Genomic DNA, 23,125 nt, shown 5'->3' on the forward strand with positions numbered 1-23,125 from the left:
GGTACTGCGCCCCTTCTTCGGGGGCGCGGGGAACTGCGACAGCGATCAGGAACCGAGCCCGGCCTCATGGAAGGAGTCGAGGTTCGGACGGATGGTCGCGGTCAGCCCCGTGTCGGAGGCGACGGCGTCCAGCGTCTTCAGACCGTCCCCCGTGTTGAGGACGACAGTCGTCAGCGTCGGATCGAGCAGACCTGCTTCGATCAGCTTCTTCGCCACCCCCACCGTCACCCCGCCGGCGGTCTCCGCGAAGATCCCCTCGGTCCGCGCCAGCAGCTTGATCGCGTCGACGACCTGGCCGTCGTTCACGTCCTCCACGGCCCCGCCCGTCCGGCGGGCGATGTCGAGCACGTACGGCCCGTCCGCCGGGTTGCCGATCGCCAGCGACTTCGCGATCGTGTTCGGCTTCTGCGGCCGTACGACGTCGTGCCCGGCCTTGTAGGCGACGGACACCGGCGAACAGCCCTCGGCCTGGGCACCGAAGATCTTGTACGGCCTGTCCTCGACGAGACCGAGCTGGATCAGCTCCTTCAGCCCCTTGTCGATCTTCGTCAGCTGCGAGCCGGAGGCGATCGGCACGACCAGCTGGTCCGGCAGCCGCCAGCCGAGCTGCTCACAGATCTCGTACGCCAGGGTCTTGGAGCCCTCCGCGTAGTACGGCCGCAGGTTGACGTTGACGAAGCCCCAGCCCTCGCCGGCCGGGTCGCCGATCAGCTCGGAGCAGAAGCGGTTCACGTCGTCGTAGTTGCCCTCGATGCCGACGAGCTCGCCGCCGTAGACCGCGGCCATGACGACCTTGCCCTGCTCCAGGTCGTGCGGGATGAACACGCAGGAACGGAAGCCGGCCCGCGCGGCGGCGGCGCCCACCGCGCCCGCGAGGTTGCCGGTGGAGGAGCATGAGAGCGTGGTGAAGCCGAACGCGCGCGCGGCCTCCAGCGCCTGGGCGACGACACGGTCCTTGAAGGAGTGCGTCGGGTTGCCGGAGTCGTCCTTGACGAAGAGCTTGCCGGCGTCGACGCCCAGCTCGCGCGCCAGGTTGTCGGCCTGGACGAGCTTGGTCCAGCCGGGGTTGATGTTCGGCTTGTCCGCCACGTCCGCGGGGACGGGCAGCAGCGGCGCGTACCGCCAGATGTTCGCCGGACCGGCTTCGATCCGCTTGCGGAGTTCCTCGGTGTCGTAACCGGAGAAGTCGTACGCGATCTCCAGCGGGCCGAAACACTCCTCGCAGGCGAAAACCGGACCGAGCGGTACGCGGTGGCCGCATTCGCGGCAGGAGAGCGCGGCGGCCGGACCGAGATCGACGGCGTTCGCGGAGTCCGCGGAGGGGGTGGAGTTCGTGGTGCTTGCAACTGTCTGCGCAGCCATGGAGGCGAGGCCCTTTCCTCATCTTCCTCACGACGCACTTCGCCATGAGACGGATTTGGCACCTTCCCGAGCCGGGAGCCTCGCTGCACTGATCAACAATGATCAGGACGAGACCGGCTGGAGGGTTGCCGGGGCTTCAACGGGCCGTATCCCTCTGCCCCTCTGGATGAGCGGTATTTAGTTGTCTACGCAACGACCCCCGACATGCGATGGTCATCAGCGTTGTTCAAGACTGTAACCGACGGCATGGATGGTGGAGAAAGCCGTCCGAACCGCGAGATGACCGTCACACCGGTCCACATCGCGGCGGGACGCACGCATCCCGATGAACGCAAGGGAGAGCCGCACGTGCTGGAAGACGTCGAGCGCTGGCTGAGCACGCGCTCCTGGTCCGTCGAGGACCGCCCGCTCAAGAAGCTGATCGCCGCGAAGCGGTCCACGGGCTCCACGGTCAGTGTCGTACTGCCCGCTCTCAACGAGGAGGAGACCGTCGGCGAGATCGTCGCCGTGATCCGCCGCGAGTTGATGCCCGCGAGAGTGCCGCTCGTCGACGAGATCGTGGTGATCGACTCGGGTTCGACGGACCGCACCTCCGAGGTCGCCGCCGCCGCGGGCGCCCGCGTGGTGCACCGGGACGAGATCCTGCCCCGCATCCCGGCCGTGCCCGGCAAGGGCGAGGTGCTGTGGCGCTCGCTGCTCGTCACCCGCGGGGACATCGTGGCCTTCGTCGACGCGGACCTGAAGGAGTTCTCGGCGGACTTCGTCTCCGGGATCGTCGGTCCGCTGCTCACGGATCCGGGGGTCGACCTCGTCAAGGCGATGTACGACCGCCCGCTGGGCTCCGCCGCGGGTCAGGGGGGCCGGGTCACCGAACTCATGGCCCGGCCGCTGCTCAACATGCACTGGCCGCAGCTGGCCGGCTTCGTGCAGCCGCTGGGCGGGGAGTACGCGGCCCGCCGCTCGCTCCTCGAACGGCTCCCGTTCCCCGTGGGCTACGGCGTGGAACTGGGCATGCTGGTCGACTCGCTGCACCTGGTCGGCCTGGACGCCCTCGCGCAGGTCGACGTGGGTGTGCGCAAGCACCGGCATCAGGACGGGCAGGCGCTCGGGCGGATGTCCGCGGCGATCTACCGGACCGCTCAGCTGCGGCTTGCCCGCGGGCACATGATCCGGCCGTCGTTGACGCAGTTCGTACGGGGAGAAAGTGGCTTCGAGCCGCGGACGTACTCGGTGGACATGGAGGAACGTCCTCCGATGGCCGACATCCGGGAGTACGTGTCGCGCCGCGCGGCTTAGCGGTACCGACCACTCCGCGGAGAGCACCGTCTTCGTCCGCGGGCCCGGTGGGGGCTGGTCGCGCAGTTCCCCGCGCCACCATCAGGGGCGCGGGGAACGGCGCAGTCTTGTCGCTTTTAGGGGCGCGGGGAACTGCGCGGCACGCCCCCGCCGACCCACGGTCTCCCCTCCGCGGCCAGTGGGAACGTTTGAGCGGATAGCGCTGCGGCTAGATTTCGAGTCATGGCTCCCACCCACGGCAAACACCCCGTCCTCGTCGCGTCCAACCGCGGCCCGGTCTCGTACACGAAGGACGAGTCCGGCGAGCTCACCGCCAAGCGCGGCGGAGGCGGACTCGTGTCGGGCCTCTCCGCCATCGGCCCCGACGCCGGCGCCCTGTGGGTCTGCTCGGCCCTGGACGACGGCGACCGCGAGGCCGTCCGGCGCGGCGTGGGCGAGGACGGCGTCCGGATGCTCGACATCGACGCCGACACCCACGCGGCCGCGTACAACGGCATCGCGAACTCCGCGCTGTGGTTCGTCCACCACATGCTCTACCAGACCCCCCTGGAACCCGTCTTCGACGCGGAGTTCCGGCGCCGGTGGGCGGCCTACGAGACGTACAACCAGGCCTTCGCCGAGGCACTGGCCGAGGAGGCGGCGGACGGCGCCGCGGTCCTCGTACAGGACTACCACCTGACGCTCGTGCCGCGGATGCTCCGCGAGCTCCGTCCCGACCTGCGGATCGGGCACTTCTCGCACACCCCGTGGGCCCCGCCGGACTACTTCCGGCTCCTCCCTGACGACATCGCGGCGAAGGTCCTCGACGGGATCCTCGGCGCCGACCGGGCCGCGTTCCTCACCCGGCGGTGGGCGGACGCGTTCACGGAGTGCTGCCGGGCCGTACTGGGGGACGACTTCGCCCCGGACACGCAGATCGGCGTGCACGGGCTCGGCGCCGACGCGGACTTCCTGCGCGAGCGCTCGCACCGCGCGGACGTCGACGAGCGGATGGCCGCGCTGCGCGAGCAGATCGGCACCGCGCCCGACGGCAGCGCCCGCAGGACCATCGTCCGGGTGGACCGGACCGAGCTGTCCAAGAACATCGTGCGCGGCCTGCTGGCGTACCGGCAGCTGCTGGACGACCGGCCCGAGTGGCGCGAGCGGGTGGTGCACGTGGCGTTCGCGTACCCGTCGCGGCAGGACCTGGCGGTGTACCGCGACTACACGGCCGAGGTGCAGCGGGTCGCCGACGAGATCAACTCCGTGTACGGGACGGCCGACTGGACGCCGGTCGTACTGCACGTGAAGGACGACTTCGCGCGCTCACTGGCGGCGTACCGGCTGGCCGACGTGGCCCTCGTGAACCCCATCCGCGACGGGATGAACCTCGTCGCGAAGGAGGTGCCTGTCGTGTCCGACGACGGGTGCGTGCTGGTGCTGTCGCGGGAGGCGGGGGCGTACGAGGAGTTGGGCGAGGACGCGGTTGTCGTGAACCCGTACGACGTCTCGTCCACCGCGGAGGCGTTGCACGAGGCGTTGACCGTGCCGCTTGCTGAGCGGGCCGAGCGGACCAAGCGGTTGGCTGTGGCCGCCACCGCGTTGCCTCCGGCGCAGTGGTTTCTCGACCAGTTGCACGCGCTGCGCTCCGCGGGGGCGGTTGGCTGACGCCGGGTCGTGGTGATCTGCGGGCTCGGTGGGGGCTGGTCGCGCAGTTCCCCGCGCCCCTTAAAAGCAAAAGAATGCGCCGTTCCCCGCGCCCCTAAAGGCGAAAAGCGACAAGACTGCGCCGTTCCCCGCGCCCCTTGGGGGCTGCGCCCCTAGCGGGGCGGTGCCAAGTGGGTGGCCAGGGCCGTGAGCAGTCGGGTGACGCCCTCCGGGCCGTCCACCACCAGGTCTGCGCGGTCGGTCAGTTCCGTCACCTCGTTGCTGCCGCTGCAGATCAGGAGGCCCGGGATGCCGTCGGAGCGGAGTTTTTCCACGGCGGCGAAGGCCGGCAGGTCGCCGAGGTCGTCGCCGACGTACATGACGGACTCGGCGCCGACCTCGCGCACGTACTCGCCGAGGGCGACGCCCTTGTCCATCCCCGCCGGACGCAACTCCAGTACCAGCCGCCCCGGTTCGACGATCAGACCGTGTTTCTGGGCCAGCCGGGCCAGCGGTTCGCGCAGTGCCTCGAAGGCGGCCTGCGGGTCCTGGGCCCGGCGGGTGTGGACCGCGACGGCCCTGCCCTTCTCCTCGATCCAGCTGCCCTGCCAGGCGCCGATGCCGTCGAGGAAGCCGGGCAGTTCGGCGCGGGCGGCGGCCACGCCGGGGTGCGGCGCGGGGGCCCGGACCGTACCGGTGACCGCGTCCCAGCGCTCCGCCCCGTAGTGGCCGAGCACGACGAGGTGGTCGAGGCCGGGGACACCGGCGAAGCCGCCGTACCGCACGGCGACCGACGCCGGCCTGCCGGTGACGACGGCCACCGACGCCACCTTCGGGGCCAGCGCCGCCAGGGCCGGTACGGCGTCCGGGTGGGCGCGGGCCTGTTCGGGGTCGGGGACGATCGGCGCGAGCGTGCCGTCGAAGTCGAAGGCGAGGACAGCCTTGTGGGGCCGCGCGAGGATGGCGGCGAGGCCGTCTCGGCCCGCCGTGGTCACGGGGCTCGGCAGCGACGATGGGTCGGGGTGACTGGCCATGCTGCGACCCTATCCGCCGAGGTGGCGTCTTATGCCTCGCGCTCGCTCCTGCGTACCTCGCGGACGCGCCGCAGGCGGTTGACCGTCACCGGGTCGTACGCGAGGGCCCGCTCCGCGTCCAGCAGGGCGTTCAGCAACTGGTAGTAGCGCACCGGCGCGATCCCCAGCTCCTCCCGGACAGCCCGCTCCTTGGCCCCGGGCGACTCCCACCCCCGCCCCTCCAACGCAAGCACGTCCCGCTCCTGCGCGGTCAGCCCTTCATCACCCATGCCCATACCGACAAGCTAACCGCTGCCCCACCCCTCCAGGGGCGCGGGGAACGGCGCAATCTTGTCGCTTTTCGCCTTTAGGGGCGCGGGGAACGGCGCGACCAGCCCCCACCGGACCCGCACCCACCCATCCCCGCACCCGACGGAGTCACCCCGCGTTCTGGGCGGCGGAAGCAGCCCGCTGCAACTGCCCCAGCACGGCCCCCGGATCCCCCTGCGGACTCACCGCCTCACCGATCCGCTGCTTGATGTCCGCGCTGACCGCGGACCAGGACGTCTGCCCCACGGGATACAGCTCGGCGTTGGGCAGCTCGCCGAGGAAGTCGACGAGGTCGGCGTCGTCCTTGTCGAGGGCCATCGCCTCGGACGCGGACGTCGTCACGGGCAGCAGGTCGTACTCGTGGGAGAACTCAAGGACGTTCTCGTCGCTGTACACGTAGTCGAGGAATTCCCCGATCTGCTGCGCGTGCCCGTTCTTCTTGAACGCCATCATCCAGTCGGCGACACCCATCGTGGCCTTGGAACGCCCCTTGGCGCCGGGCATCGGCACCATGCCGAACTTCACGCCCTTCGCCGCGGCGGCCTGCATCAGCGTGGGATGGCCGTTGAGCATGCCGACCTCGCCGCGGGTGAACGCCGCGAAGGCGTCCGCGCGGTTGAGCTTCGCGGGCGCGACGGGCCCGGTAAGGCCCTTGTCGACGAGCTCTTCCTTGAGCCAGGTGAAGGTGTCGATGTTCTGCGGGGAGTCGAGGCTGTAGGAGCCGACCGTGTCGGTGTACCCGTCGCCGCCGCTGAGCAGCCACATCAGGGTCTCGGCCTGCGCCTCCTCCGGCCCCAGCGGCAGCGCGTACGGGTACTTCACGCCCTTGGCCTTGAGGGCCGCCGCGTCGGAGGCGAGGTCGCTCCAGCTCTCCGGCGGGGTGAGGCCGGCGTCGGCGAAGAGGGTCTTGTTGTAGAAGAGCAGCCGGGTGGAGGAGGCGAACGGCATGCCGTACTGCGTCCGGTTTATCTCTCCCGCCGCGGACAGCTGTGACACGAAGTCGGCCTGGGTGTCTATGGAGAGCACGTCGCCCGCGCGGTAGAGCTCCCCCGCGTCGGCGTAGTCGGCGTACGCGCCGACCTGCGCCAGGTCGGGCGGGGTGCCCGCGTCGACCATGGCCTTGACCTTGGCGTCCACGTCGTTCCAGGAGTAGACGCTGACCTCGACGTCGACGCCGGGGTGCTTCGCCTCATAGGCCTGGGTCAGTTTGTCCCAGTACTTCTGTGAGCTGTTCGCCTTGGAGTCGCCGTAGTCGGCCGCCACGAGTTTCAGTGTGACGTCCCCGGATCCGGCGGAACTTCCGCAGCCTCCGAGGGCCGCGGTCACACCCAGTGCGGACGCCACCGCGATCAGACTTGTCACTCGCCGCTGCACTACAGCCGTCCCCAACCCTGTTCGTCCGATGAGCGCACCCGGGCGTCCGCGTGCCCAAGTGCCCGCGTATCACACCGATTCGCTCATGCGATCCCAAACTTTCGAATCGCAATTTTCGCTCTAAGGTCTACACCACGTGAGTGGACTAGACCTCTCACGGGGTAAGGGGCGACACTGTACGTGTGAGACACGTCATCGCCCTGGATGTGGGCGGCACCGGAATGAAGGCCGCCCTCGTGGGGGCGGACGGCGAGCTGCTGCATCAGGCCCGCCGCTCGACGGGCCGGGAGCGCGGCCCGGACTCGGTCGTCGAGTCGATCCTCGCCTTCGCCGCCGACCTGCGCGCGCACGGCGAGGAGCACCTCGGCGAGCCCGCGGCGGCGGCGGGCGTCGCCGTCCCCGGCATCGTGGACGCCGACCGCGGCATCGCCGCCTACGCGGCCAACCTCGGCTGGCGCGACGTACCGCTGCGCAAGCTCCTCAGCGAACGGTTGTACGGGGCACCGGTCGCCCTCGGCCACGACGTACGCACCGGTGGCCTCGCCGAGGGCCGGATCGGCGCCGGCCGGGGAGCGGACCGCTTCCTGTTCGTCCCGCTGGGCACGGGCATCGCCGGCGCGATCGGCATCGACGGCCGGGTGGAGGCGGGCGCGCACGGTTTCGCGGGCGAGATCGGCCATGTCGTCGTACGCCCCGGGGGCGCCCCCTGTCCGTGCGGGCAGCACGGCTGTCTGGAGCGGTACGCGTCGGCCGCCGCGGTCAGCGAGGCATGGGCCGAGGCCTCCGGCGACCGGGACGCGGACGCGGCGGACTGCGCGAAGGCCGTCGACTCGGGCGACCCCCGCGCGCGGGCGGTCTGGCAGGACGCGGTGGACGCGCTCGCCGACGGACTCGTCACCGCGCTCACTCTGCTGGACCCGCGCATCCTGATCATCGGTGGCGGTCTCGCCGAGGCGGGGGAAACCTTGTTCACACCACTGCGGGCCGCGGTCGAGCGGCGCGTCACCTTCCAGAAACTGCCGTCCATCGTCCCCGCGGCACTCGGAGACACGGCCGGCTGCCTCGGTGCGGGCCTCCTCGCCTGGGACCTGCTGGCCACCACTTCGGAGGTATCCGCCCGATGACCACTGAGCGCATGTCTCCCACCGGCCCGCACCCGACGATCCTCACCGGCGCGACCGTGGTTCTCCCCACCGGCACCGTGCCCGACGGCCGCGTGATCATCGACGGCACCCGCATCGCCGGGAGCGCTCCCGAGGGCACCCCCACGGTGGACCTGCGCAACCACTACGTGGTCCCCGGCTTCGTGGACATGCACAACCACGGCGGCGGCGGAGCCTCCTTCACCTCGGGCACGGTCGAGGAGATCCTCAAGGGCATCCGCACCCACCGCGCGCACGGCACGACGACCCTCGTCGCCTCCACGGTCACCGGCGACATGGACGGTCTGGCCCAGCGCGCGGGACTGCTCTCCGAACTGGCCGAGCAGGGCGACATCGCGGGCGTCCACTTCGAGGGCCCGTTCATCTCCCCGTGCCGCAAGGGAGCGCACTCCGAGAAGCTGCTGCGCGACCCCGACCCGTCGGAGGTCCGCAAACTGATCGACGCGGCGCGCGGCCAGGCCCGTATGGTCACCCTCGCCACCGAACTGCCGGGCGGCATCGACTCCGTACGCCTGCTCGTCGAGCACGGCGTCATCGCGGCGATCGGGCACACGGACGCCACGTACGAGCAGACGGTGGAGGCCATCGACGCGGGCGCGACCGTGGCGACGCACCTGTTCAACGCGATGCCCGTGCTCGGCCACCGCACCCCGGGCCCGATCGCGGCCCTGCTGGAGGACGAGCGGATCACCGTCGAGCTGATCAACGACGGCGTCCATCTCCACCCGGCCTCCCTGCAGTTGGCGTTCCATCACGCGGGCGGCGGGCGGGTGGCGTTCATCACGGACGCGATGGACGCGGCGGGCTTCGGCGACGGCCGTTACATGCTCGGCCCGCTGGAGGTCGAGGTCGCGGACGGCGTGGCGCGGCTGGTGGAGGGCGGCTCGATCGCGGGCTCCACGCTCACCCTGGACCGGGCCTTCAAGCGCGCGGTGACCGTGGACCGGCTGCCCGTCGAGGACGTCGTCGCGGCCATCTCCGCCAATCCGGCACGGCAGTTGGGCCTGTACGACCGGGTGGGTTCGCTGGAGCCGGGCAAGGACGCCGACCTGGTGGTCCTGGACTCCGCTTTCGAGGTCAGGGGTGTGATGCGCCAGGGCGCATGGCTGGTCGAACCTCAGACCGCCTGAGCCGGGGGCTGGGCCGACCGCCGTTGCCTTTGGCATGATCGGACTTTCGGACGAGCACACCCGTGGCACCCGCACGCACACCAGGCGAGCGCGTCCACATCGAGGGAGGCAGGCCCAGGTGATTCTCACGGTCACGCTGAACACCGCTCTCGACATCACGTACCGCGTACGGGAGTTGCGGCCCCACACGTCCCACCGGGTCGACGAGATGACCGAACGGCCCGGCGGGAAGGGCCTGAACGTGGCCCGGGTGCTCGCGGCCCTCGGCCACGAGGTGACCGTGACGGGCTTCGTGGGCGGCGTCACCGGGCGGGCCCTGCGGGCCGGGCTCGCGCGGACACCGGATGTCGTCGACGCGCTGGTCCCGGTGAGCGGCTCGACCCGCCGCACGATCGCGGTGGCCGACACCACGACCGGTGACACGACTCAGCTCAACGAACCGGGCCCGGAGATCACCCCCGCCGAGTGGGCCGACTTCCAGGAGACGTACGAGGTTCTGCTGCGGTCCTGCTCCGCGGTGGCCCTGTGCGGCAGCCTGCCGCCCGGGGTGCCGGTCGGGGCGTACGCCCAACTCGTGCGCACCGCTCGGGCGTTGGCGGTTCCGGTGCTGCTCGACACCAGCGGGGAGCCGTTGCGGCGGGGGATCGCGGCCCGCCCCGACGTCGTCAAGCCGAACGCGGACGAACTGGCCGAGCTGACCGGCTCGCACGACCCGTCGCAGGCCACGCGTGACGCGCGCCGGCGTGGGGCGCACGCGGTCGTGGCGTCCCTCGGCGCGGAGGGGCTGCTGGCCCGCACGCCCGAGGGCGACTGGCGCGCGGCCCCGCCCCGGCCGGTCCGCGGCAATCCGACGGGCGCCGGGGACTCCGCGGTCGCGGGCCTGCTGTCGGGCCTGGTGGAGAAACTGCCGTGGCCGGACCGCCTGGCACGGGCGGTCGCGCTGTCCGCGGCGACGGTACTGGCCCCCGTGGCCGGGGAGTTCGACCACGCGGCTTACGAGGAGTTGCTGGCCCGCATATCCGTGACGAGCCAGACGACCGCGGCGTAGCGCTCCGCGGCTCGTCCGCCGCGTGCCGGCCGGTGGGGGCTGATCGCGCAGTTCCCCGCGCCCCTGATGGGGGCGCGGGGAACGGCGCGACCAGCCCCCACCGGACCCGCACCCGAATCCGGACCCCGCCGCGGCAAGCGGAACCGCCAGAATCAACGCTCAGTTCTTGACCTGCCCGGCCTTCAGCCGGAGCTGGTCGAGGAGCACGTCACAGTCGTCGCCCTCCTGGCAGGAGATGGAGATCGTGTTCGTGCCCTTGGTGAGAGTGGGCCAGGAGTAGGTCTCCGTCCACCCCTTCTCCCACTCGTTCTCCTTGGCGTTCGCGAAGTTGCCGAGGTTCAGCTTGGTGCCGAACTCCTTGCCGTTCACGGTGAGCGTCATCTTCGCGTCCTTGCCGGGGACGCTGTACTTCGTGAAGACGGTGTACGTACCGGCCTTCGGGATGCCGTTGACGGTCCAGGTGACCTCGGCGCCGACCTGGTTGAGGCCGGTCACGTAGATGCCGCCCGCCGCGCTCGCGCCCTCGATGTCCGAGGCGGTCGTCACACCGGCGCCGAGCTTCAGGGCCTTCGCGTCGATGTCGGGCAGCTCGGCCGGCTCGTCGGCCTCCTTGCTGGACGTCTCGCTCGGCTCGGCGCTCTGGCCGGCCGACGTGGTCGGACCCGCGGTGTCGTCGCCGCTCTTGTCGTCGTCCGAGTCACCGCCCGTCATCGCGATGGCGATGCCGATCACCACGGCCGCGACCACGGCGACGGCGCCGATCAGCAGCCCCTTGGTGTTGGGCCCGCGGCCCCGGCCGCCACCGCCCCGGCCGCCGTGCGTCTGCTGGTGCGTGGTGGGCGCGCCGCCGGAGAAGTTCTCGGAGGTGGCGTAGTTCGCGTTCGGCTGCCCGTACTGCCCTTGCTGCCCCTGCTGCCCGTACGTGCCCTGCTGCTGCGGCACCTGCCCGTACTGCGCGGTGGGGGCGGCGGCGGCCTGCGCGGCGGACTGACCGTACTGGCGCTCACCGACCGGACGCACCCGGTTGACCGAGCCGGGGTAGCCGTAACCACCACCGCCGCTCGGCGGCTGGGCTCCGGCGGCCTTCCCGTCCTCGTACAGATAGCCGAACGGGTCGTCGTCCTCGGGCGTGCTCGCGCCGTTGTTGCCGGGCGTCATCCCTTGGTCTCCTAGCGGGTGCGGTACAGATGCGGTACGGGGGATCGAAAGGCGAGCCTACCCGGTTCCGATGCCCCAAACGGGTGACTCAGCTCGCATGACAGCGCTGACCTGCGGATCAGCCCGCACGCCTGTGCGCTTTGGGACGAGAACGTTTCTCTACGTACATCCGCTCGTCAGCGGACTGCAAGACCTCGTCCGCCGTCATGCCGCAATGTGCCCACCCGATACCGAAGCTGGCGCCGACCCGCATGGCCCGTCCGTCGACCCTGATCGGCTGGATTATCTCGTTGCGCAGCCGCACCGCGAGGTCCTCCGCGTCGGCCCGGCCGAGGCCGTCGGCGAGCACCACGAACTCGTCGCCGCCGAGCCGGGCGACCGTGTCCCCGTCGCGAACGGCTCCGCCCAGTCTGCGGGCCACCTCGATCAGCACGTAGTCACCGGCGTTGTGCCCGAAGCGGTCGTTGATCGACTTGAAGCCGTCGAGGTCGCAGAAGAGCACCGCGAGCCCCTTCGTGCCGTCGTCGCGCTCCCCCTCGGGGGTGACGGTGTGCACATGGTGGTCGTACGCGTCCAGGGCGTCCGGGACCGGCCGGTAGTCGAAGCCGTGCCCGTTCACGTCGTAGGCGTTCACGTCGTAGCCGTTGGCGCTCGCGTTGCGCGCGGCCACCACTTCCCCGTACGCCGCGTCGATCGTGTCGACCACGCCGGGTTCCATCGCCGTGGGGCGGGCGCACAGCCGGGCGGCGAGCCGGGAGCGCAGCTCCGCGGAGTTCGGCAGGCCGGTGAGCGAGTCGTGGGAGGCGCGGTGGGCGAGCTGCAGCTCGCGGCGCTTGCGCTCCTCGATGTCCTCGACGTGGGTGAGCAGGAAGCGCGGCCCGTCGGCGGCGTCCGCGACCACGCTGTTGCGCAGCGACACCCACACGTACGTACCGTCGCGGCGACAGAGCCTCAGCTCGGCGCGCCCGCCCTCGGCGGAGGTCCTGAGCAGGGTGCCGATGTCCTCGGGGTGGACGAGGTCGGAGAACGCGTAGCGGCGCATCGAGGAGGCGGGGCGGCCCAGGAGCCGGCACAGCGCGTCGTTCGTCCGCAGGATCCGGCCGTGCTGGTCGCCGCCCATCTCGGCGACGGCCATGCCGGAGGGCGCGTACTCGAAGGCCTGCCGGAAGGATTCCTCGCTGGCCCGCAGCGCCTGCTGCTCGCGCTCCAGGCGGACCAGCGCGCGCTGCATGTTGGCTCGCAGACGCGCGTTGCTGATGGCTATGGCGGCCTGGAACGCGTACATCTGCAGGGCCTCGCGGCCCCATGCGCCCGGATGCCGTCCGTTGCGCGGACGGTCCACGGACAGGACGCCTATCAGCTCACCGCAGGAGCCGCCGGGGACGCTCGGGGTGTACATCGGGGCGAACAGCCGGTCGGCGGGGTGCCACTCGTCCTCGAAGCGCGGTTCGGGGCCGTCGGTGTACCACTGCGGGACGTCGTCCTCGTCGAGGACCCAGCCCTCGGTGTGCGGTATGAACCGCAGGTCGCCCCACGCCTCGCCCATGTTCAGCCGGCGTTCCCAGGATTCGCGGGAGCCCGTGCGGCCGGTGATGAGCGCTTCGGCGGCGGAGTTGCCCGCGAGGGCGGCGACCACCAGGTCGCCGTCGGGCTGGACGAGGTTGACGGCGGCCAGTTCGTAGCCGAGGCCGTTGACGACTCCGTCGGCCACGGTCTGCAGCGTGTCGGCCAGGCTGCGGGCCGTGTTCATGTCCGCCATGACCGTGTGCAGCTGCCGCAGGGTCGCAAGGCGGACGTACGGCTCCGACTCGGTCTCCATTCGCCCTCCCCTCGAAGACCTCGACAGCAACTCCAGGGCTCTCTCCCCGCCTACTCCCTGCCAGCTTCCCCGCCACTGAATCACAGCGCGCTGCCCACTCGGTACACAGGGTCAACAAAATATGGCACCTGTGACTCAAGTCACAGGTGAAGATGAACAATTGAGTAGAGTTTCTGTGTTTTCGCGGTGCGTTTACTGAACGCAAATTTGTGGAACATGTGCGCGCGCCTGGTAAGAGATACGGGTCACACTCCCACTTCAGTCCTAGGACCCGGTTCCGACGTTGGTCGGATGTGTCCACCGTCGGCGGAGAATAGCGTCTTCGTGTGCTGAACACTCCCTCTGCCGCTCCGACCGCCCCGCCCGTGCATGCTGTGGGGGTGAGCAACGACGAGTTCCGCGCGGCCATGTCCCGGCTGGCCGCCGGCGTGGTCCTGGTGACCGCGCACGAGCCGCAGGCCTACCCGGACGGCCCGAGCGGCGAGGACGTCGGCATGACGGCGACCTCCTTCATGTCCGTGTCCCTGGACCCGCCCCTCGTCCTCATCGGCCTGCGCGAGGGCTCCCGCATGGACGACCTGCTCGACGAACAGCCCCTGTGGGCCGTCTCCCTGCTGGCCGAGGGCCAGAGTTCCGTCGCGAGCCGCTTCGCCATGAAGAACCGCATCTCGGACCGCCTGCTCTTCGCCGACGTGCCGTACGTCCGCGGGAAGGAGTCCGGCGCGCCCCTGCTCGACGGCGCCCTGGCGACCCTGGAGTGCCGCACCGAACAGCGGATCACCGCGGGCGACCACACGCTGGTGATCGGCCGGGTCCTGACGTCCTCGCTGCCGACCTCCGAAGGCGGCCCGCTCGCGTATTTCCGGGGCCGCTACCGGCAGTTGGACTAGGCCTTTCCCGGCACCCCGCCGGGGATTCGAGCGCGAACGACCGTGTACGAATGTGAAGCCGGGCATGTGCCCGCCTCGCTTTTCTCCGGGCTTTTCTTCAGCCGTCAGAAAACACGCGCCGGGCGGTACAAGCGTGGCGGCAGAGCGCCAAGAAGAAAGAGGTGCCGGAAGAAGCGCCGGGGCAAGGACCAGGAGAAGCACAGGGCGAAGAGCCGGAAGAAGTGCCGGGCCTACCGACACCCCTTTCCTCACCCCCAGTCGCGCCCGGAACGCCCGCGCTTCGTGTCGCCCCGCTGTTTCTTCTCGCGAAGCCGGCGCTCATTGATTCCCCGCGGAATACGGGTGGCGCGGCGGGTCCTGGGCGGCGGGGCGCTGGCCTCGGCGAGCAGGGAGGCGAGCCGCACGGCCGCCGTCTCCCGGTTGCGCCACTGGGACCGGTGCTCGGAGGCGCGCACGGCGACGACCCCGTCGACCAGCCGGTCGGCGAGCTTGGCGAGTGCGCGCTCCTTCCACACCGGCGGCAGCGACCGGGTCTTCGCGAGGTCGAAGCGCAGTTCGACCTGCGAGTCGGTCGTGTTGACGTGCTGGCCGCCCGGCCCGGAGGAGCGCGAGAAACGCCACATCAGCTCGGCCTCGGGCAGCGAGACGGAGCCACGGATGACGTAGGGACCGGACATGGACCCATGGTCCCTTGTCTGTCCGGTCCACGTCACCAGCTTTTCTGCACCGGAACGGTCACCGACCCGCCCCCGCCCCGCGCCCCGGCCCCCCGGTCGCGGCCCGCCGACCCCGCAGGTAAAGAAAGTAAAGAGGAGCGGAACCCTGGGGACCCCCATCGGCGTTCTTAGGGATGGCGGTAGCTTCGTCCCGTACGAAGCCCGACGCGCAGCACCGCACGATCCGTACGCACGAATAACGAGGGAAGGACTCCCAACAATGGCTGTAAGCCTGTCCAAGGGTGGCAACGTCTCGCTCACCAAGGAGGCTCCGGGCCTGACCGCCGTCACCGTGGGCCTCGGCTGGGACGTCCGCTCCACCACGGGAACCGACTTCGACCTGGACGCCTCGGCCATCGCGGTCAACCCCGAGGGCAAGGTCTACTCGGACGCCCACTTCATCTTCTTCAACAACAAGCAGACCCCGGACCAGACGATCGTCCACACGGGCGACAACCGCACGGGTGAGGGCGCCGGCGACGACGAGGCGATCAACGTCAACCTCGCGGGCCTCCCCGCCGACGTCGACAAGATCGTCTTCCCGGTCTCGATCTACGACGCCGAGACGCGCTCGCAGAACTTCGGCCAGGTCCGCAACGCGTACATCCGCATCGTGAACCAGGCCGGCGGCACCGAGATCGCCCGCTACGACCTCTCCGAGGACGCGGCCACGGAGACGGCCATGGTCTTCGGCGAGCTGTACCGCAACGGCGCCGAGTGGAAGTTCCGCGCGGTCGGCCAGGGCTACGCGTCCGGCCTGACGGGCATCGCGAAGGACTTCGGCGTCAACGTCTGATCCAGCACGCGCACGACATTCGAGGGGTCCGGTCCGGCTGCAGCCGGACCGGACCCCTCGGTCAAACAGACCCCCCCCCCACCCGGGCCCCAAATGGAACACGGGAGAAGTGACCCCCGCGCGCCGAAGGGGGGCGGGGGCGGGGGCGCCGGGTCCCCCCCGCGCCCGGCCGGGCGAACCCTCTCATAATACCCTAAAAACTCATAAACCCCCCCCCCCCCCCCCGGGGGGGGGCGGGCCCCCCCCCCCCCCCCCCCCCACCCCTCGGTCATACAGACCCCCCCCGCACCGGCGCCCCAAAGGAACACGGGTCTCGGTCACACCGGCGCCCCGAAGGGGCGCGGGGAACGGCGCGCCCAGCCCCCACCGGACCCGCACCCAAATCCGCACCCGAACCGAACGCACCCGCCTCCCCGACCCCCAGCGGAGCGCCTACCCTTCGCCGCGTGATCCTCGAACCGCTACTCCTCACCCCGGACCACGACCTGCCGGGCCCCCTCCTGACCGAACTCACCGCGCTCTACGCCTCGAACCACGCGTTCTACGCCCTCAGCGGCGACTTCCCCGACCCGCACGACATCCGTCCGGAGCAGGTCGCGAAGGCGCTGGCGGACGAGCTGGCGAACCCGGACGTGGAGGTCCTCCAGGCCCGCAGCGCCGGACAGCTCGTCGCGATCGCGATCACGCTCGCCCACCATCCGGACCCGGGCGACCCCGACCCGTGGATCGGCCTGCTGCTGGTCGACGCGGCCCATCAGGGCAAGGGCCACGGACGGCGGCTGGCGGCACGCATCGAGGACCGCTTCCGCGAGGCGGGCCGGGACGCCGTGCGCCTGGCGGCCCTGGACAACAACCCCGGCGCCTTCGCCTTCTGGACGACGCTCGGCTACGAGACGATCGGCCACCGCAAGGACCGCCAACTGGGCCGCCCCTGCGCGGTACTACGCAAAATCCTCAACTAGCCCCTCAGTCCCTCTGTCCCTCTGTCCCTCAGTCCCTCTGTCCCTCTGCCGGGGCACGCGCCTCAGGGACGCGCGGGCCGCCCTTTCCCGTACAACCAGTCGTCCCAGATCCCCGAGAAATCCTCGTCGGGCGCCGACTTCTCCACATAGGCGGTGAAGTCGTCGGTGTCCGCGTTGCCGTGCCGCCGCTCGGCGGCCCACCCCCGCAGGATGCCGAAGAACACCTCGTCACCGACCGCCTGCCGCACCTTGTGCAGCACCATGGCACCCCGCTCGTACACAGGACTGTCGGAGATCTGCGCGGCACTCGCCGGCCGGGCGGGCGGAAAGGCCCAGACGGCATCGCTCTCCGCCTCCTTCTCAAAGTAATCCCCCTCGTACAGCGCGTCGAAGACGTCCTGCACGGAGTCCCCGCCGTGGTCCTCGTCCCACATCCACTCGGCGTACGTGGCGAAGCCCTCGTTCAGCCACATGTCACGCCACGACTTCGGGGTGACGGAGTTCCCGTACCACTGATGGACCAGCTCGTGCACGAGGAGCTCCACGCCGGGCGCTCCGGGGAACACGGGCCGGTTCTGGGTCTCCAGGGCGTACCCGGCGTCGTCCTCCCGCTCCACGATCGCGCCCGTAGACGAGAAGGGATAGGGCCCGAAATTGTCCTCGGCCCACTTCATGACCTCGGGAATGCGACCGAGCACCTCGGCGCTCTCAGCCGCCTGCTCAGGATCCACGGCCACATAGACAGGCAGCCGCCCAGCCATCGACCGATGAACATCGAACTCCCCAACCGCCACGGTCACCACATAGGAGGCCACAGGCTCCGAAACCCGCCAGTCGAAGACAGCCAGCCCACCCTTGACCGTCCGCTTCCGCAACTCCCCGACGGAAACGACCTCCAGCCCCTCGGGCACCGTAACCGCGATGTCGTACGACGCCTTGTCGCTCGGGTGGTGGTTCCCGGGAAACCACGCCATGGACCCGGTGGGTTCCCCCAGCCCCAGAGCCCCGTCCTCGGTGGGCAGCCACCCCTCCTCCGACCCGTCGGGATCGGTGATGACCTCCGGCACTCCCTCGTAGCGCACGACCGTCACAAAGGAATCCCCGCCGTCGAGATCCTTGCGCGGCCGAACGGTCAACTCGTGATCACCACTGCGATTGAACCGGGCGGGCTTCCCGTCCACCTCGACGGACCGGACCTCCATTCCCTTGAGATCAAGGTTGAACGCGCTGAGGTCCTTCTCGGCCCGAGCCCGGATCTCCGCCTTCCCCACCAGCCGCCGGGACTTCGGGTCGTAGTCGAGCGCGAGCCCGTAATGGGCCACGTCGTACCCCCCGTTCCCCGCCTTGGGAAAGTACGGATCCCCCACCCCGGAACCCCCCGCGACACCCCCCACACCCCCGTCGCAGCCGGCGAGCAGGCAAGCCAGCAGAACGGCAACAGGACCAGAGCGAGCAGACCGGGGCATGGGGGCGATCCTAGAACGGCGTGACACCATCACCCACGTGCTCGACATCGGCTACGCCCTCTCCTCCCGCTTCCCGGACCCCCCGCAGACCGACTACCGCCGTGCGGACGTCCACGCTCTGCGCCACGACCTGTTCTGCGGGGACGTCTACCTCGCCGACACCAAGGCGGACCGGGAGCTGTCCACAGGGTGGGGATGGGTGCCCGTGCTCGACTTCGCGTGGGCCCTGTGCGACATCGTCGAACAGCTCGACCAGGACCCCATGGGCAGCAGGGCCTCCCGCCCGCAGCGCGCCGAACTGGACTTCACCGAGTCCACCGACCGCATGCTCTTCGAGCGCCGCTTCGGCTGGGTGGACATCGAGTCGGACTGGATGCCGGTGGAGGAGCCCCCGCTCACGTTCTCCCACACCGAACTCCGCCGCGAGGCCCGGGACTTCCTCCACGACGTCCTGGCCGACCTGACGGACCTCCACGAGGGCCTACGGGACAACCCGGCAATCTGGAACCTAGAGGCCCGCTTCCCCCGCCTGCCCTGAGCCAGACGCCCTGGGGGCTGCGCCCCCAGACCCCCCATCGGCCTGAACGGCCTCGTCCTCAAACGCCGGACGGGCTAAAAGACGACGGCCACCCCAGCCAACAGGCGCCCCCAAAAGGTAAACGCGAAGCAATCCGACACCCTGCCCCCTACTCCCGGCACCCGGCGACGAGGCCTGGGAGCGGGCCGTGCCGGTACGTCGAAAGTCCGCCGCGTAGGGCTCCCGCAAAAAAGTCAGACCCTCCAATCGAGAGCCGTATGCACGGGGGCGGCGGACTCGACGTACCGGCACGGCCCGCTCCCACCACCCACCGTCCCAACCACCACCCCCACCAAGCCCACGCCAAACCCCCCGCAGGGAACCTCACACCTCAACCCCCACCACCCGAACCCCCACCTCCGCAGCAAACACCCCCGCAAGATCCAACAACTGCGCAGGACTGATCACAGCCCCCGCCAGCCGATCAACCCCCCGCGCAAACCCCAGCTCGGCCGCCCGCCGCAGATCCACGTCCGTCAGCGACACCCCAGTGAAGTCCGCCCCCTTCAGCACACAGTCGACGAACTCCACCCGCTCCAGCCGTGCACCCCCGAAGTCCGGCTCGACCAGCACGCACCCCTCGAACACCACATCCCGGATCCGCGCCTCCCGCAGATTCAGGTAGTCGATCTTCCCCCCACGGAAGACCACCCGCTCCAGCACGGCGCCATGCATCTGCACCCCGCCCAGCCGGGCATCGACCACCTCCACGTCCCGGAAGGTCGCCGACCCGAAGTCCGTCCCCACCCCCCGCAACCCGGTGAGCACGGAATCCAGCACCCGCGCGTGATGCAGCCGCGTCTCATCGACCGCGCACCCGGTCAGCGCGCAGTCCATGAACCGCGCACCCCCACCGTCCTGCCCCACGAAATCCAGCTCGCCGAAGAGCAGCCCGTCATAGTCCCCGTCGGGCTCCAGCTCCCCACCTCCGTACGGCTCCAGCGGCGGCAGCCGCACCTCGGGCCGCCGCGCACCCTTGACCCCCGCGCCCGCCTTGGAACCAGCCTTCGCCGCTCTGCTCACCATCCCCCCATCCTGCACCCCACCACTGACACCCTCCCTGACCAGCCAAGAAGCCCCGCATGTCACATTCCGAGCCCGCTACGAGTCGTAAGGACAACGCAGAACACCCCAACGAAGGGGCAAAAAAACATGCACCCCACCCACCCCACACCACACCCCACACGGCACCTCACACCGCACCTCACGATCATCGGCGCCGGCCTCGCCGGCCTCACCGCCGCCATCACCGCCGCGGAAGCAGGCGCCAAGGTCACCGTGTACGAGGCCCACCACACCCTCGGCGGCCGGGCCCGCACCGCCGAGGGCCCGTACAAGACCAACGAGGGCCCGCACGCGCTCTACAAGGGCGGCCCCCACTGGACCTGGCTCAAACAGCGCGGCCTCCTCGGCGAACTGGCCCCCCTGCCACCCCTGGAAGCCGCCCGCCTCCGCCTCCACCACAAGGGCGCCCTCCGCCGCACCCCACCCCTCGCCATGCTCAGACTCCTGCGCCGCACACCCCAACAGGCCCCCGTCGACCAGGACTTCGCCACCTGGGCCACGAACATCGTGGGCGAGGAGGGCGCGACCGCCGCGGCCCACTACTCCGCGGTCGCCCTCTTCCACCACGCCCCCGGCACGCTCTCCGCAGCCTTCGTCCAGGAACGCCTGCGCCGCGCCACGAAGTTGCCCCCGGAGGCGCATTACCCCCGCGGCGGCTGGGCGAGCGTGATCGACAGGATGGCGGCCCGCGCCTGGAACCTCGGCGTACGGATGGAGACCCTCGCCCGTGTCGACACCCTCGACGCCCTTCCCGCCGGCCACGGCCCGGTCATCGTCGCCACCTCCCTGGACGCGGCCCGCACCCTCCTCCAGGACAGCTCCCTGACCTGGCCGAGCGGCCGAACGGCCCTGCTGGACCTCGCCGTCCGCACCCGCCGCGGCGACGCGTTCGCCGTCTCCGACCTGGACGCCCCCGGCTGGATCGAGCGCTTCACGGCCCAGGACCGCACCCTCGCCCCACCCGGCGAACAGCTCCTCCAGGGCCAGTTCCCGATCGCCCCGCACGCGTCACGCGCGGACGGCATCGCCCGCGCCGAGCGGCTCCTCGACCTCGCGCTGCCGACCTGGCGCGAGCGGGTCACGTACCGCCGCGAGGCGCTCGCGAACGGCCGCACGGGCGCCGTCGACCTCCCCGGCACGAGCTGGCGCGACCGCCCGCACGTGAACCGCGGCGACGACGTGTACCTCGCGGGCGACCAGGTGGCCGCTCCGGGCGTGCTCTCCGAGGTGTCGTTCAACAGCGCGCTGGAGGCGGTGTCCCTGGCCTTCGGCATCCGCACCCGGGCAGACCTTGACCTCAAGCATGCTTGAGGTCGAAAGCTGGGGTTCAGCAGCCACACACCACACCCCGGGGGAACCCCATGCCCACCACGAAGCCGGTCCCGAATCCCGTCCCGGAACCCATGCACGCCACCCGCCTCCACACCTTCGGCCCGCCCGAGAACCTCACGTACGAGCGAACGGAAGCCCCCCGCCCCGCCCCCGGCCAGGTCCGTATCGAGGTCGCCGCCGCGGGCGTACACCTGCTGGACACCGCGCTCCGGGCGGGCGTCAAGGGCCCGTACCCGGAGCTGCCCGCCCTCCCCACGATCCCCGGCCGCGAGGTCGCCGGCACGGTCGAGTCCCTCGGTGAGGGAGTCGCCGCCCTGTGGCTCGGCAAGCGCGTGGTGGCCCACCTGGGCCTCAATCCGGGCGGCTACGCGGAACTCGCCGTCACCGACGTCGACCGCCTCCACGAGATCCCCCGGAACCTCGACTTCGCCCAGGCGGTCGCGATGATCGGCACGGGCCGTACGACGATGGGGATTCTCCAGTTCACCGACCTGACCCCCGACGACGTGGTCCTCGTCCCCGCCGCGGCGGGCGGCATCGGCACCCTCCTCGTGCAGTACGCGCGGCACGCGGGTGCCACCGTGATCGGCCTGGCGGGCGGCCCGGACAAGGTGGCGCGCGTCGGGAAGAACGGCGCCGACCTGGCCGTCGACTACAAGGACCCCGCCTGGCCGGACCAGGTGAAGCGATTCCTGGGCGACCGCCCGGCCACGGTCGTCTTCGACGGCGTGGGCGGCGACACAGCGCAGAAAACAGTCGCGCTCCTCGCCCGCCCCGCCGGCAGGCACATCGTCTTCGGCTGGTCGGGCGCCGGCCTGCACGACGGCACCCCGTACCTCGTCGAGGGCGTGTCTCAGTCGGTCCTCGGCCCGGCCATGCTGCAGAAAGCGGGCGGCCCCAACCCCCTGCGCACCCTGGAACTACGCGCCCTCACGGAGGCCGCCGAGGGCCGCCTGGTCCCGGACGTCCACCGCTTCCCCCTCGCGGAAGCGGCAGCCGCACACCGCGCCCTGGAGACCAGGGCCACCCACGGCAAGGTGATCCTGGAACCCTGACCTCGCCGACCACCCACCAGGCCTCAACGCCCCTCAACGCCGCTGAGCACCGTTCAACACCACTCAACGCCCCAGCAGCAGCCGCGCGATACCGGCCTGGTCCTCGTCCAGCCCCTCGCCCTCCTCGACCCGCCACAGCGAGTTCTGCAGCACCCGCCCCAGCGTCCAGGCCCGCGCCCGCCCCCGGTCCACCCCCAGCACCTCCGTCATCAGGTCGAAGCGGCGCTCCAACGCCCCCTCCTCGCACCGGTTCCAGAGCGCGGGCAGCAGCTCGAAGCAGGGGTCCCCGGCGAGCGGCTTCGGGTCGATGACGAGCCAGGGCTCGCGGTCGGCCGCGAGGATGTTCTCGAAGTGCAGGTCCCAGTGCAGCAGCCGGTCCCCCGGCTCGTCCGCGACCTCGCGCACGGCCGCCGCGCAGTCCGCGAGCAGCCGCCGGTCGTCCTCCGCCGCAAGGGACCGCGTCACCGCGGGCAACCGCTCGAACATGTCCGCGGTGACGGAGTCCAGCCGCCGCAGCCCCACCGGCGCCGGAACAGCCGTGATCCGCGCCAGCAGTTCGGCCAGGACCGACGTCGCCTTCATCACATCGGGCACCTCGGCGAGCGGCCGGTCCTCGTCGAGCCGTTCCAGCAGCAGCGTGCCGCTCTCCGCGTCCTCGTCCAGCAGCCGTACGACCCCGTCGCCGCCCCAGGTGCGCAGCGCGAGCCCCTCACCGGCCGTCTCCTCGTCGAGGTCCTGCAGCTTCAGCGCGGCCCGCGTCCCGTCGCCGCGCACCACGGGCAGCACCACCGAGACCTGCCCGCTCATCGGGGCGCCCTCCTGGCGCAGCCCCCACCGCTCCAGAAACCGCCCGCCGCGCTCCAGCAGCCGCCCATGTCCCACCTTCTCCACCCTCACCCTCTTCAGAACCACGAAATCCGAAGGAGACACCCACCACCCGGAGAAGC

21 protein-coding genes and 1 riboswitch are annotated in these 23,125 nt (G+C 70.9%); of the genes, 11 read left to right on the forward strand and 10 right to left on the reverse strand.

All coding sequences use genetic code 11. The features are described from left to right. Positions 1-45 precede the first annotated feature (45 nt). Positions 46-1,362: a threonine synthase gene (gene thrC / locus ACZ60E_RS36445; RefSeq protein WP_469446164.1), complete on the reverse strand. Its 1,317-nt coding sequence runs from the start codon at positions 1,360-1,362 to the stop codon at positions 46-48. A 15-nt stretch (positions 1,363-1,377) separates the two neighbouring features. Next, positions 1,378-1,535: riboswitch (SAM riboswitch) on the reverse strand. Positions 1,536-1,710: 175 nt separating this feature from the next. On the opposite strand from thrC, the gene ACZ60E_RS36450 reads away from it, so the two are divergent. Both ACZ60E_RS36450 and ACZ60E_RS36455 read left to right on the forward strand, forming a co-directional pair. Continuing rightward, positions 1,711-2,658 carry a glucosyl-3-phosphoglycerate synthase gene (locus tag ACZ60E_RS36450; RefSeq protein ID WP_469446264.1) on the forward strand — a complete coding sequence of 316 codons (948 nt, stop codon included), beginning with the start codon at positions 1,711-1,713 and terminating at the stop codon, positions 2,656-2,658. A gap of 222 nt (positions 2,659-2,880) precedes the next feature. Beyond that, entirely contained in the window at positions 2,881-4,305 is a 1,425-nt protein-coding gene (locus ACZ60E_RS36455) for an alpha,alpha-trehalose-phosphate synthase (UDP-forming) (protein WP_453795455.1), read from the forward strand. Between the two features lie 152 nt (positions 4,306-4,457). Here the strand turns inward: ACZ60E_RS36455 and otsB are convergent, their stop codons facing one another. The 3 genes from otsB to ACZ60E_RS36470 form a co-directional block, all read right to left on the reverse strand. Beyond that, positions 4,458-5,318 carry a trehalose-phosphatase gene (gene otsB, locus ACZ60E_RS36460; RefSeq protein WP_453795454.1) on the reverse strand — a complete coding sequence of 287 codons (861 nt, stop codon included), beginning with the start codon at positions 5,316-5,318 and terminating at the stop codon, positions 4,458-4,460. Positions 5,319-5,347: 29 nt separating this feature from the next. After that, complete coding sequence (locus ACZ60E_RS36465; RefSeq protein WP_384811141.1) at positions 5,348-5,593, reverse strand: DUF3263 domain-containing protein; 246 nt, start codon at positions 5,591-5,593, stop codon at positions 5,348-5,350. A 142-nt stretch (positions 5,594-5,735) separates the two neighbouring features. Continuing rightward, positions 5,736-7,001 carry an extracellular solute-binding protein gene (locus ACZ60E_RS36470; protein ID WP_469446167.1) on the reverse strand — a complete coding sequence of 422 codons (1,266 nt, stop codon included), beginning with the start codon at positions 6,999-7,001 and terminating at the stop codon, positions 5,736-5,738. 182 nt (positions 7,002-7,183) lie between these two features. Between ACZ60E_RS36470 and ACZ60E_RS36475 the strand changes: the two genes are divergently transcribed. The 3 genes from ACZ60E_RS36475 to ACZ60E_RS36485 all read left to right on the forward strand — a co-directional run bounded on the left by ACZ60E_RS36475 (position 7,184) and on the right by ACZ60E_RS36485 (position 10,342). Continuing rightward, positions 7,184-8,125 (forward strand): ROK family protein, encoded by a 942-nt coding sequence (locus ACZ60E_RS36475; RefSeq protein ID WP_453795452.1) that lies wholly within the window; start codon positions 7,184-7,186, stop codon positions 8,123-8,125. Continuing rightward, the gene (gene nagA / locus ACZ60E_RS36480) at positions 8,122-9,294 is read left to right on the forward strand and encodes an N-acetylglucosamine-6-phosphate deacetylase (protein WP_469446169.1); all 1,173 of its coding nucleotides are present in this window, start codon (positions 8,122-8,124) and stop codon (positions 9,292-9,294) included. The genes ACZ60E_RS36475 and nagA overlap by 4 nt, the downstream gene beginning before the upstream one ends. 118 nt (positions 9,295-9,412) lie before the next feature. Beyond that, complete coding sequence (locus ACZ60E_RS36485; protein WP_469446170.1) at positions 9,413-10,342, forward strand: 1-phosphofructokinase family hexose kinase; 930 nt, start codon at positions 9,413-9,415, stop codon at positions 10,340-10,342. 159 nt (positions 10,343-10,501) lie between these two features. Here ACZ60E_RS36485 and ACZ60E_RS36490 read toward each other — a convergent pair whose 3' ends face one another. Both ACZ60E_RS36490 and cdgB read right to left on the reverse strand, forming a co-directional pair. Next, positions 10,502-11,500, reverse strand: a complete 999-nt coding sequence (locus ACZ60E_RS36490) for a carbohydrate-binding protein (RefSeq protein ID WP_384811131.1) — start codon at positions 11,498-11,500, stop codon at positions 10,502-10,504. A 118-nt stretch (positions 11,501-11,618) separates the two neighbouring features. Next, entirely contained in the window at positions 11,619-13,319 is a 1,701-nt protein-coding gene (cdgB, locus tag ACZ60E_RS36495; RefSeq protein WP_384811128.1) for a diguanylate cyclase CdgB, read from the reverse strand. A gap of 326 nt (positions 13,320-13,645) precedes the next feature. Here cdgB and ACZ60E_RS36500 point away from each other — a divergent pair, with 326 nt between their 5' ends. Then, positions 13,646-14,209: a flavin reductase family protein gene (locus ACZ60E_RS36500; RefSeq protein WP_384811126.1), complete on the forward strand. Its 564-nt coding sequence runs from the start codon at positions 13,646-13,648 to the stop codon at positions 14,207-14,209. Positions 14,210-14,457: 248 nt separating this feature from the next. Here ACZ60E_RS36500 and arfB read toward each other — a convergent pair whose 3' ends face one another. Then, positions 14,458-14,886 (reverse strand): alternative ribosome rescue aminoacyl-tRNA hydrolase ArfB, encoded by a 429-nt coding sequence (gene arfB, locus ACZ60E_RS36505; protein WP_469446172.1) that lies wholly within the window; start codon positions 14,884-14,886, stop codon positions 14,458-14,460. A 259-nt stretch (positions 14,887-15,145) separates the two neighbouring features. Here arfB and ACZ60E_RS36510 point away from each other — a divergent pair, with 259 nt between their 5' ends. Continuing rightward, on the forward strand, positions 15,146-15,721 hold the full coding sequence (locus ACZ60E_RS36510) for a TerD family protein (protein ID WP_328494927.1): 576 nt from the start codon (positions 15,146-15,148) through the stop codon (positions 15,719-15,721). 446 nt (positions 15,722-16,167) lie between these two features. After that, the gene (locus ACZ60E_RS36515; RefSeq protein ID WP_469446174.1) at positions 16,168-16,683 is read left to right on the forward strand and encodes a GNAT family N-acetyltransferase; all 516 of its coding nucleotides are present in this window, start codon (positions 16,168-16,170) and stop codon (positions 16,681-16,683) included. A gap of 62 nt (positions 16,684-16,745) precedes the next feature. Here the strand turns inward: ACZ60E_RS36515 and ACZ60E_RS36520 are convergent, their stop codons facing one another. Beyond that, on the reverse strand, positions 16,746-18,149 hold the full coding sequence (locus tag ACZ60E_RS36520) for a M1 family metallopeptidase (RefSeq protein WP_469446176.1): 1,404 nt from the start codon (positions 18,147-18,149) through the stop codon (positions 16,746-16,748). A gap of 37 nt (positions 18,150-18,186) precedes the next feature. Between ACZ60E_RS36520 and ACZ60E_RS36525 the strand changes: the two genes are divergently transcribed. Continuing rightward, on the forward strand, positions 18,187-18,687 hold the full coding sequence (locus ACZ60E_RS36525) for a hypothetical protein (protein WP_107015315.1): 501 nt from the start codon (positions 18,187-18,189) through the stop codon (positions 18,685-18,687). Positions 18,688-19,050: 363 nt separating this feature from the next. Here ACZ60E_RS36525 and ACZ60E_RS36530 read toward each other — a convergent pair whose 3' ends face one another. Beyond that, positions 19,051-19,752, reverse strand: a complete 702-nt coding sequence (locus ACZ60E_RS36530; RefSeq protein WP_453795448.1) for a pentapeptide repeat-containing protein — start codon at positions 19,750-19,752, stop codon at positions 19,051-19,053. 126 nt (positions 19,753-19,878) lie between these two features. Here ACZ60E_RS36530 and ACZ60E_RS36535 point away from each other — a divergent pair, with 126 nt between their 5' ends. Further along, positions 19,879-21,102: an NAD(P)-binding protein gene (locus tag ACZ60E_RS36535; RefSeq protein WP_469446177.1), complete on the forward strand. Its 1,224-nt coding sequence runs from the start codon at positions 19,879-19,881 to the stop codon at positions 21,100-21,102. 92 nt (positions 21,103-21,194) lie between these two features. Further along, on the forward strand, positions 21,195-22,178 hold the full coding sequence (locus ACZ60E_RS36540) for a zinc-binding dehydrogenase (protein WP_469446266.1): 984 nt from the start codon (positions 21,195-21,197) through the stop codon (positions 22,176-22,178). 63 nt (positions 22,179-22,241) lie between these two features. Here the strand turns inward: ACZ60E_RS36540 and ACZ60E_RS36545 are convergent, their stop codons facing one another. Beyond that, positions 22,242-23,069 (reverse strand): aminoglycoside phosphotransferase family protein, encoded by an 828-nt coding sequence (locus ACZ60E_RS36545; RefSeq protein WP_469446179.1) that lies wholly within the window; start codon positions 23,067-23,069, stop codon positions 22,242-22,244. Between the last annotated feature and the right edge of the window lie 56 nt (positions 23,070-23,125).

The sequence above is a fragment of the Streptomyces sp. NPDC102514 genome, from assembly GCF_055584525.1.

Bases quoted from the DNA above. Each gene is read 5' to 3' on its own strand.
- nagA (WP_469446169.1), top strand. From the start codon at position 8,122: ATGACCACTGAGCGCATGTCTCCCACCGGCCCGCACCCGACGATCCTC.
- cdgB (WP_384811128.1), bottom strand. From the start codon at position 13,319: ATGGAGACCGAGTCGGAGCCGTACGTCCGCCTTGCGACCCTGCGGCAG.
- arfB (WP_469446172.1), bottom strand. From the start codon at position 14,886: ATGTCCGGTCCCTACGTCATCCGTGGCTCCGTCTCGCTGCCCGAGGCC.
- ACZ60E_RS36530 (WP_453795448.1), bottom strand. From the start codon at position 19,752: ATGGTGAGCAGAGCGGCGAAGGCTGGTTCCAAGGCGGGCGCGGGGGTC.
- ACZ60E_RS36455 (WP_453795455.1), top strand. From the start codon at position 2,881: ATGGCTCCCACCCACGGCAAACACCCCGTCCTCGTCGCGTCCAACCGC.
- thrC (WP_469446164.1), bottom strand. From the start codon at position 1,362: ATGGCTGCGCAGACAGTTGCAAGCACCACGAACTCCACCCCCTCCGCG.
- ACZ60E_RS36490 (WP_384811131.1), bottom strand. From the start codon at position 11,500: ATGACGCCCGGCAACAACGGCGCGAGCACGCCCGAGGACGACGACCCG.
- ACZ60E_RS36535 (WP_469446177.1), top strand. From the start codon at position 19,879: ATGCACCCCACCCACCCCACACCACACCCCACACGGCACCTCACACCG.
- ACZ60E_RS36510 (WP_328494927.1), top strand. From the start codon at position 15,146: ATGGCTGTAAGCCTGTCCAAGGGTGGCAACGTCTCGCTCACCAAGGAG.
- ACZ60E_RS36540 (WP_469446266.1), top strand. From the start codon at position 21,195: ATGCACGCCACCCGCCTCCACACCTTCGGCCCGCCCGAGAACCTCACG.
- otsB (WP_453795454.1), bottom strand. From the start codon at position 5,318: ATGGCCAGTCACCCCGACCCATCGTCGCTGCCGAGCCCCGTGACCACG.
- ACZ60E_RS36465 (WP_384811141.1), bottom strand. From the start codon at position 5,593: ATGGGCATGGGTGATGAAGGGCTGACCGCGCAGGAGCGGGACGTGCTT.
- ACZ60E_RS36520 (WP_469446176.1), bottom strand. From the start codon at position 18,149: ATGCCCCGGTCTGCTCGCTCTGGTCCTGTTGCCGTTCTGCTGGCTTGC.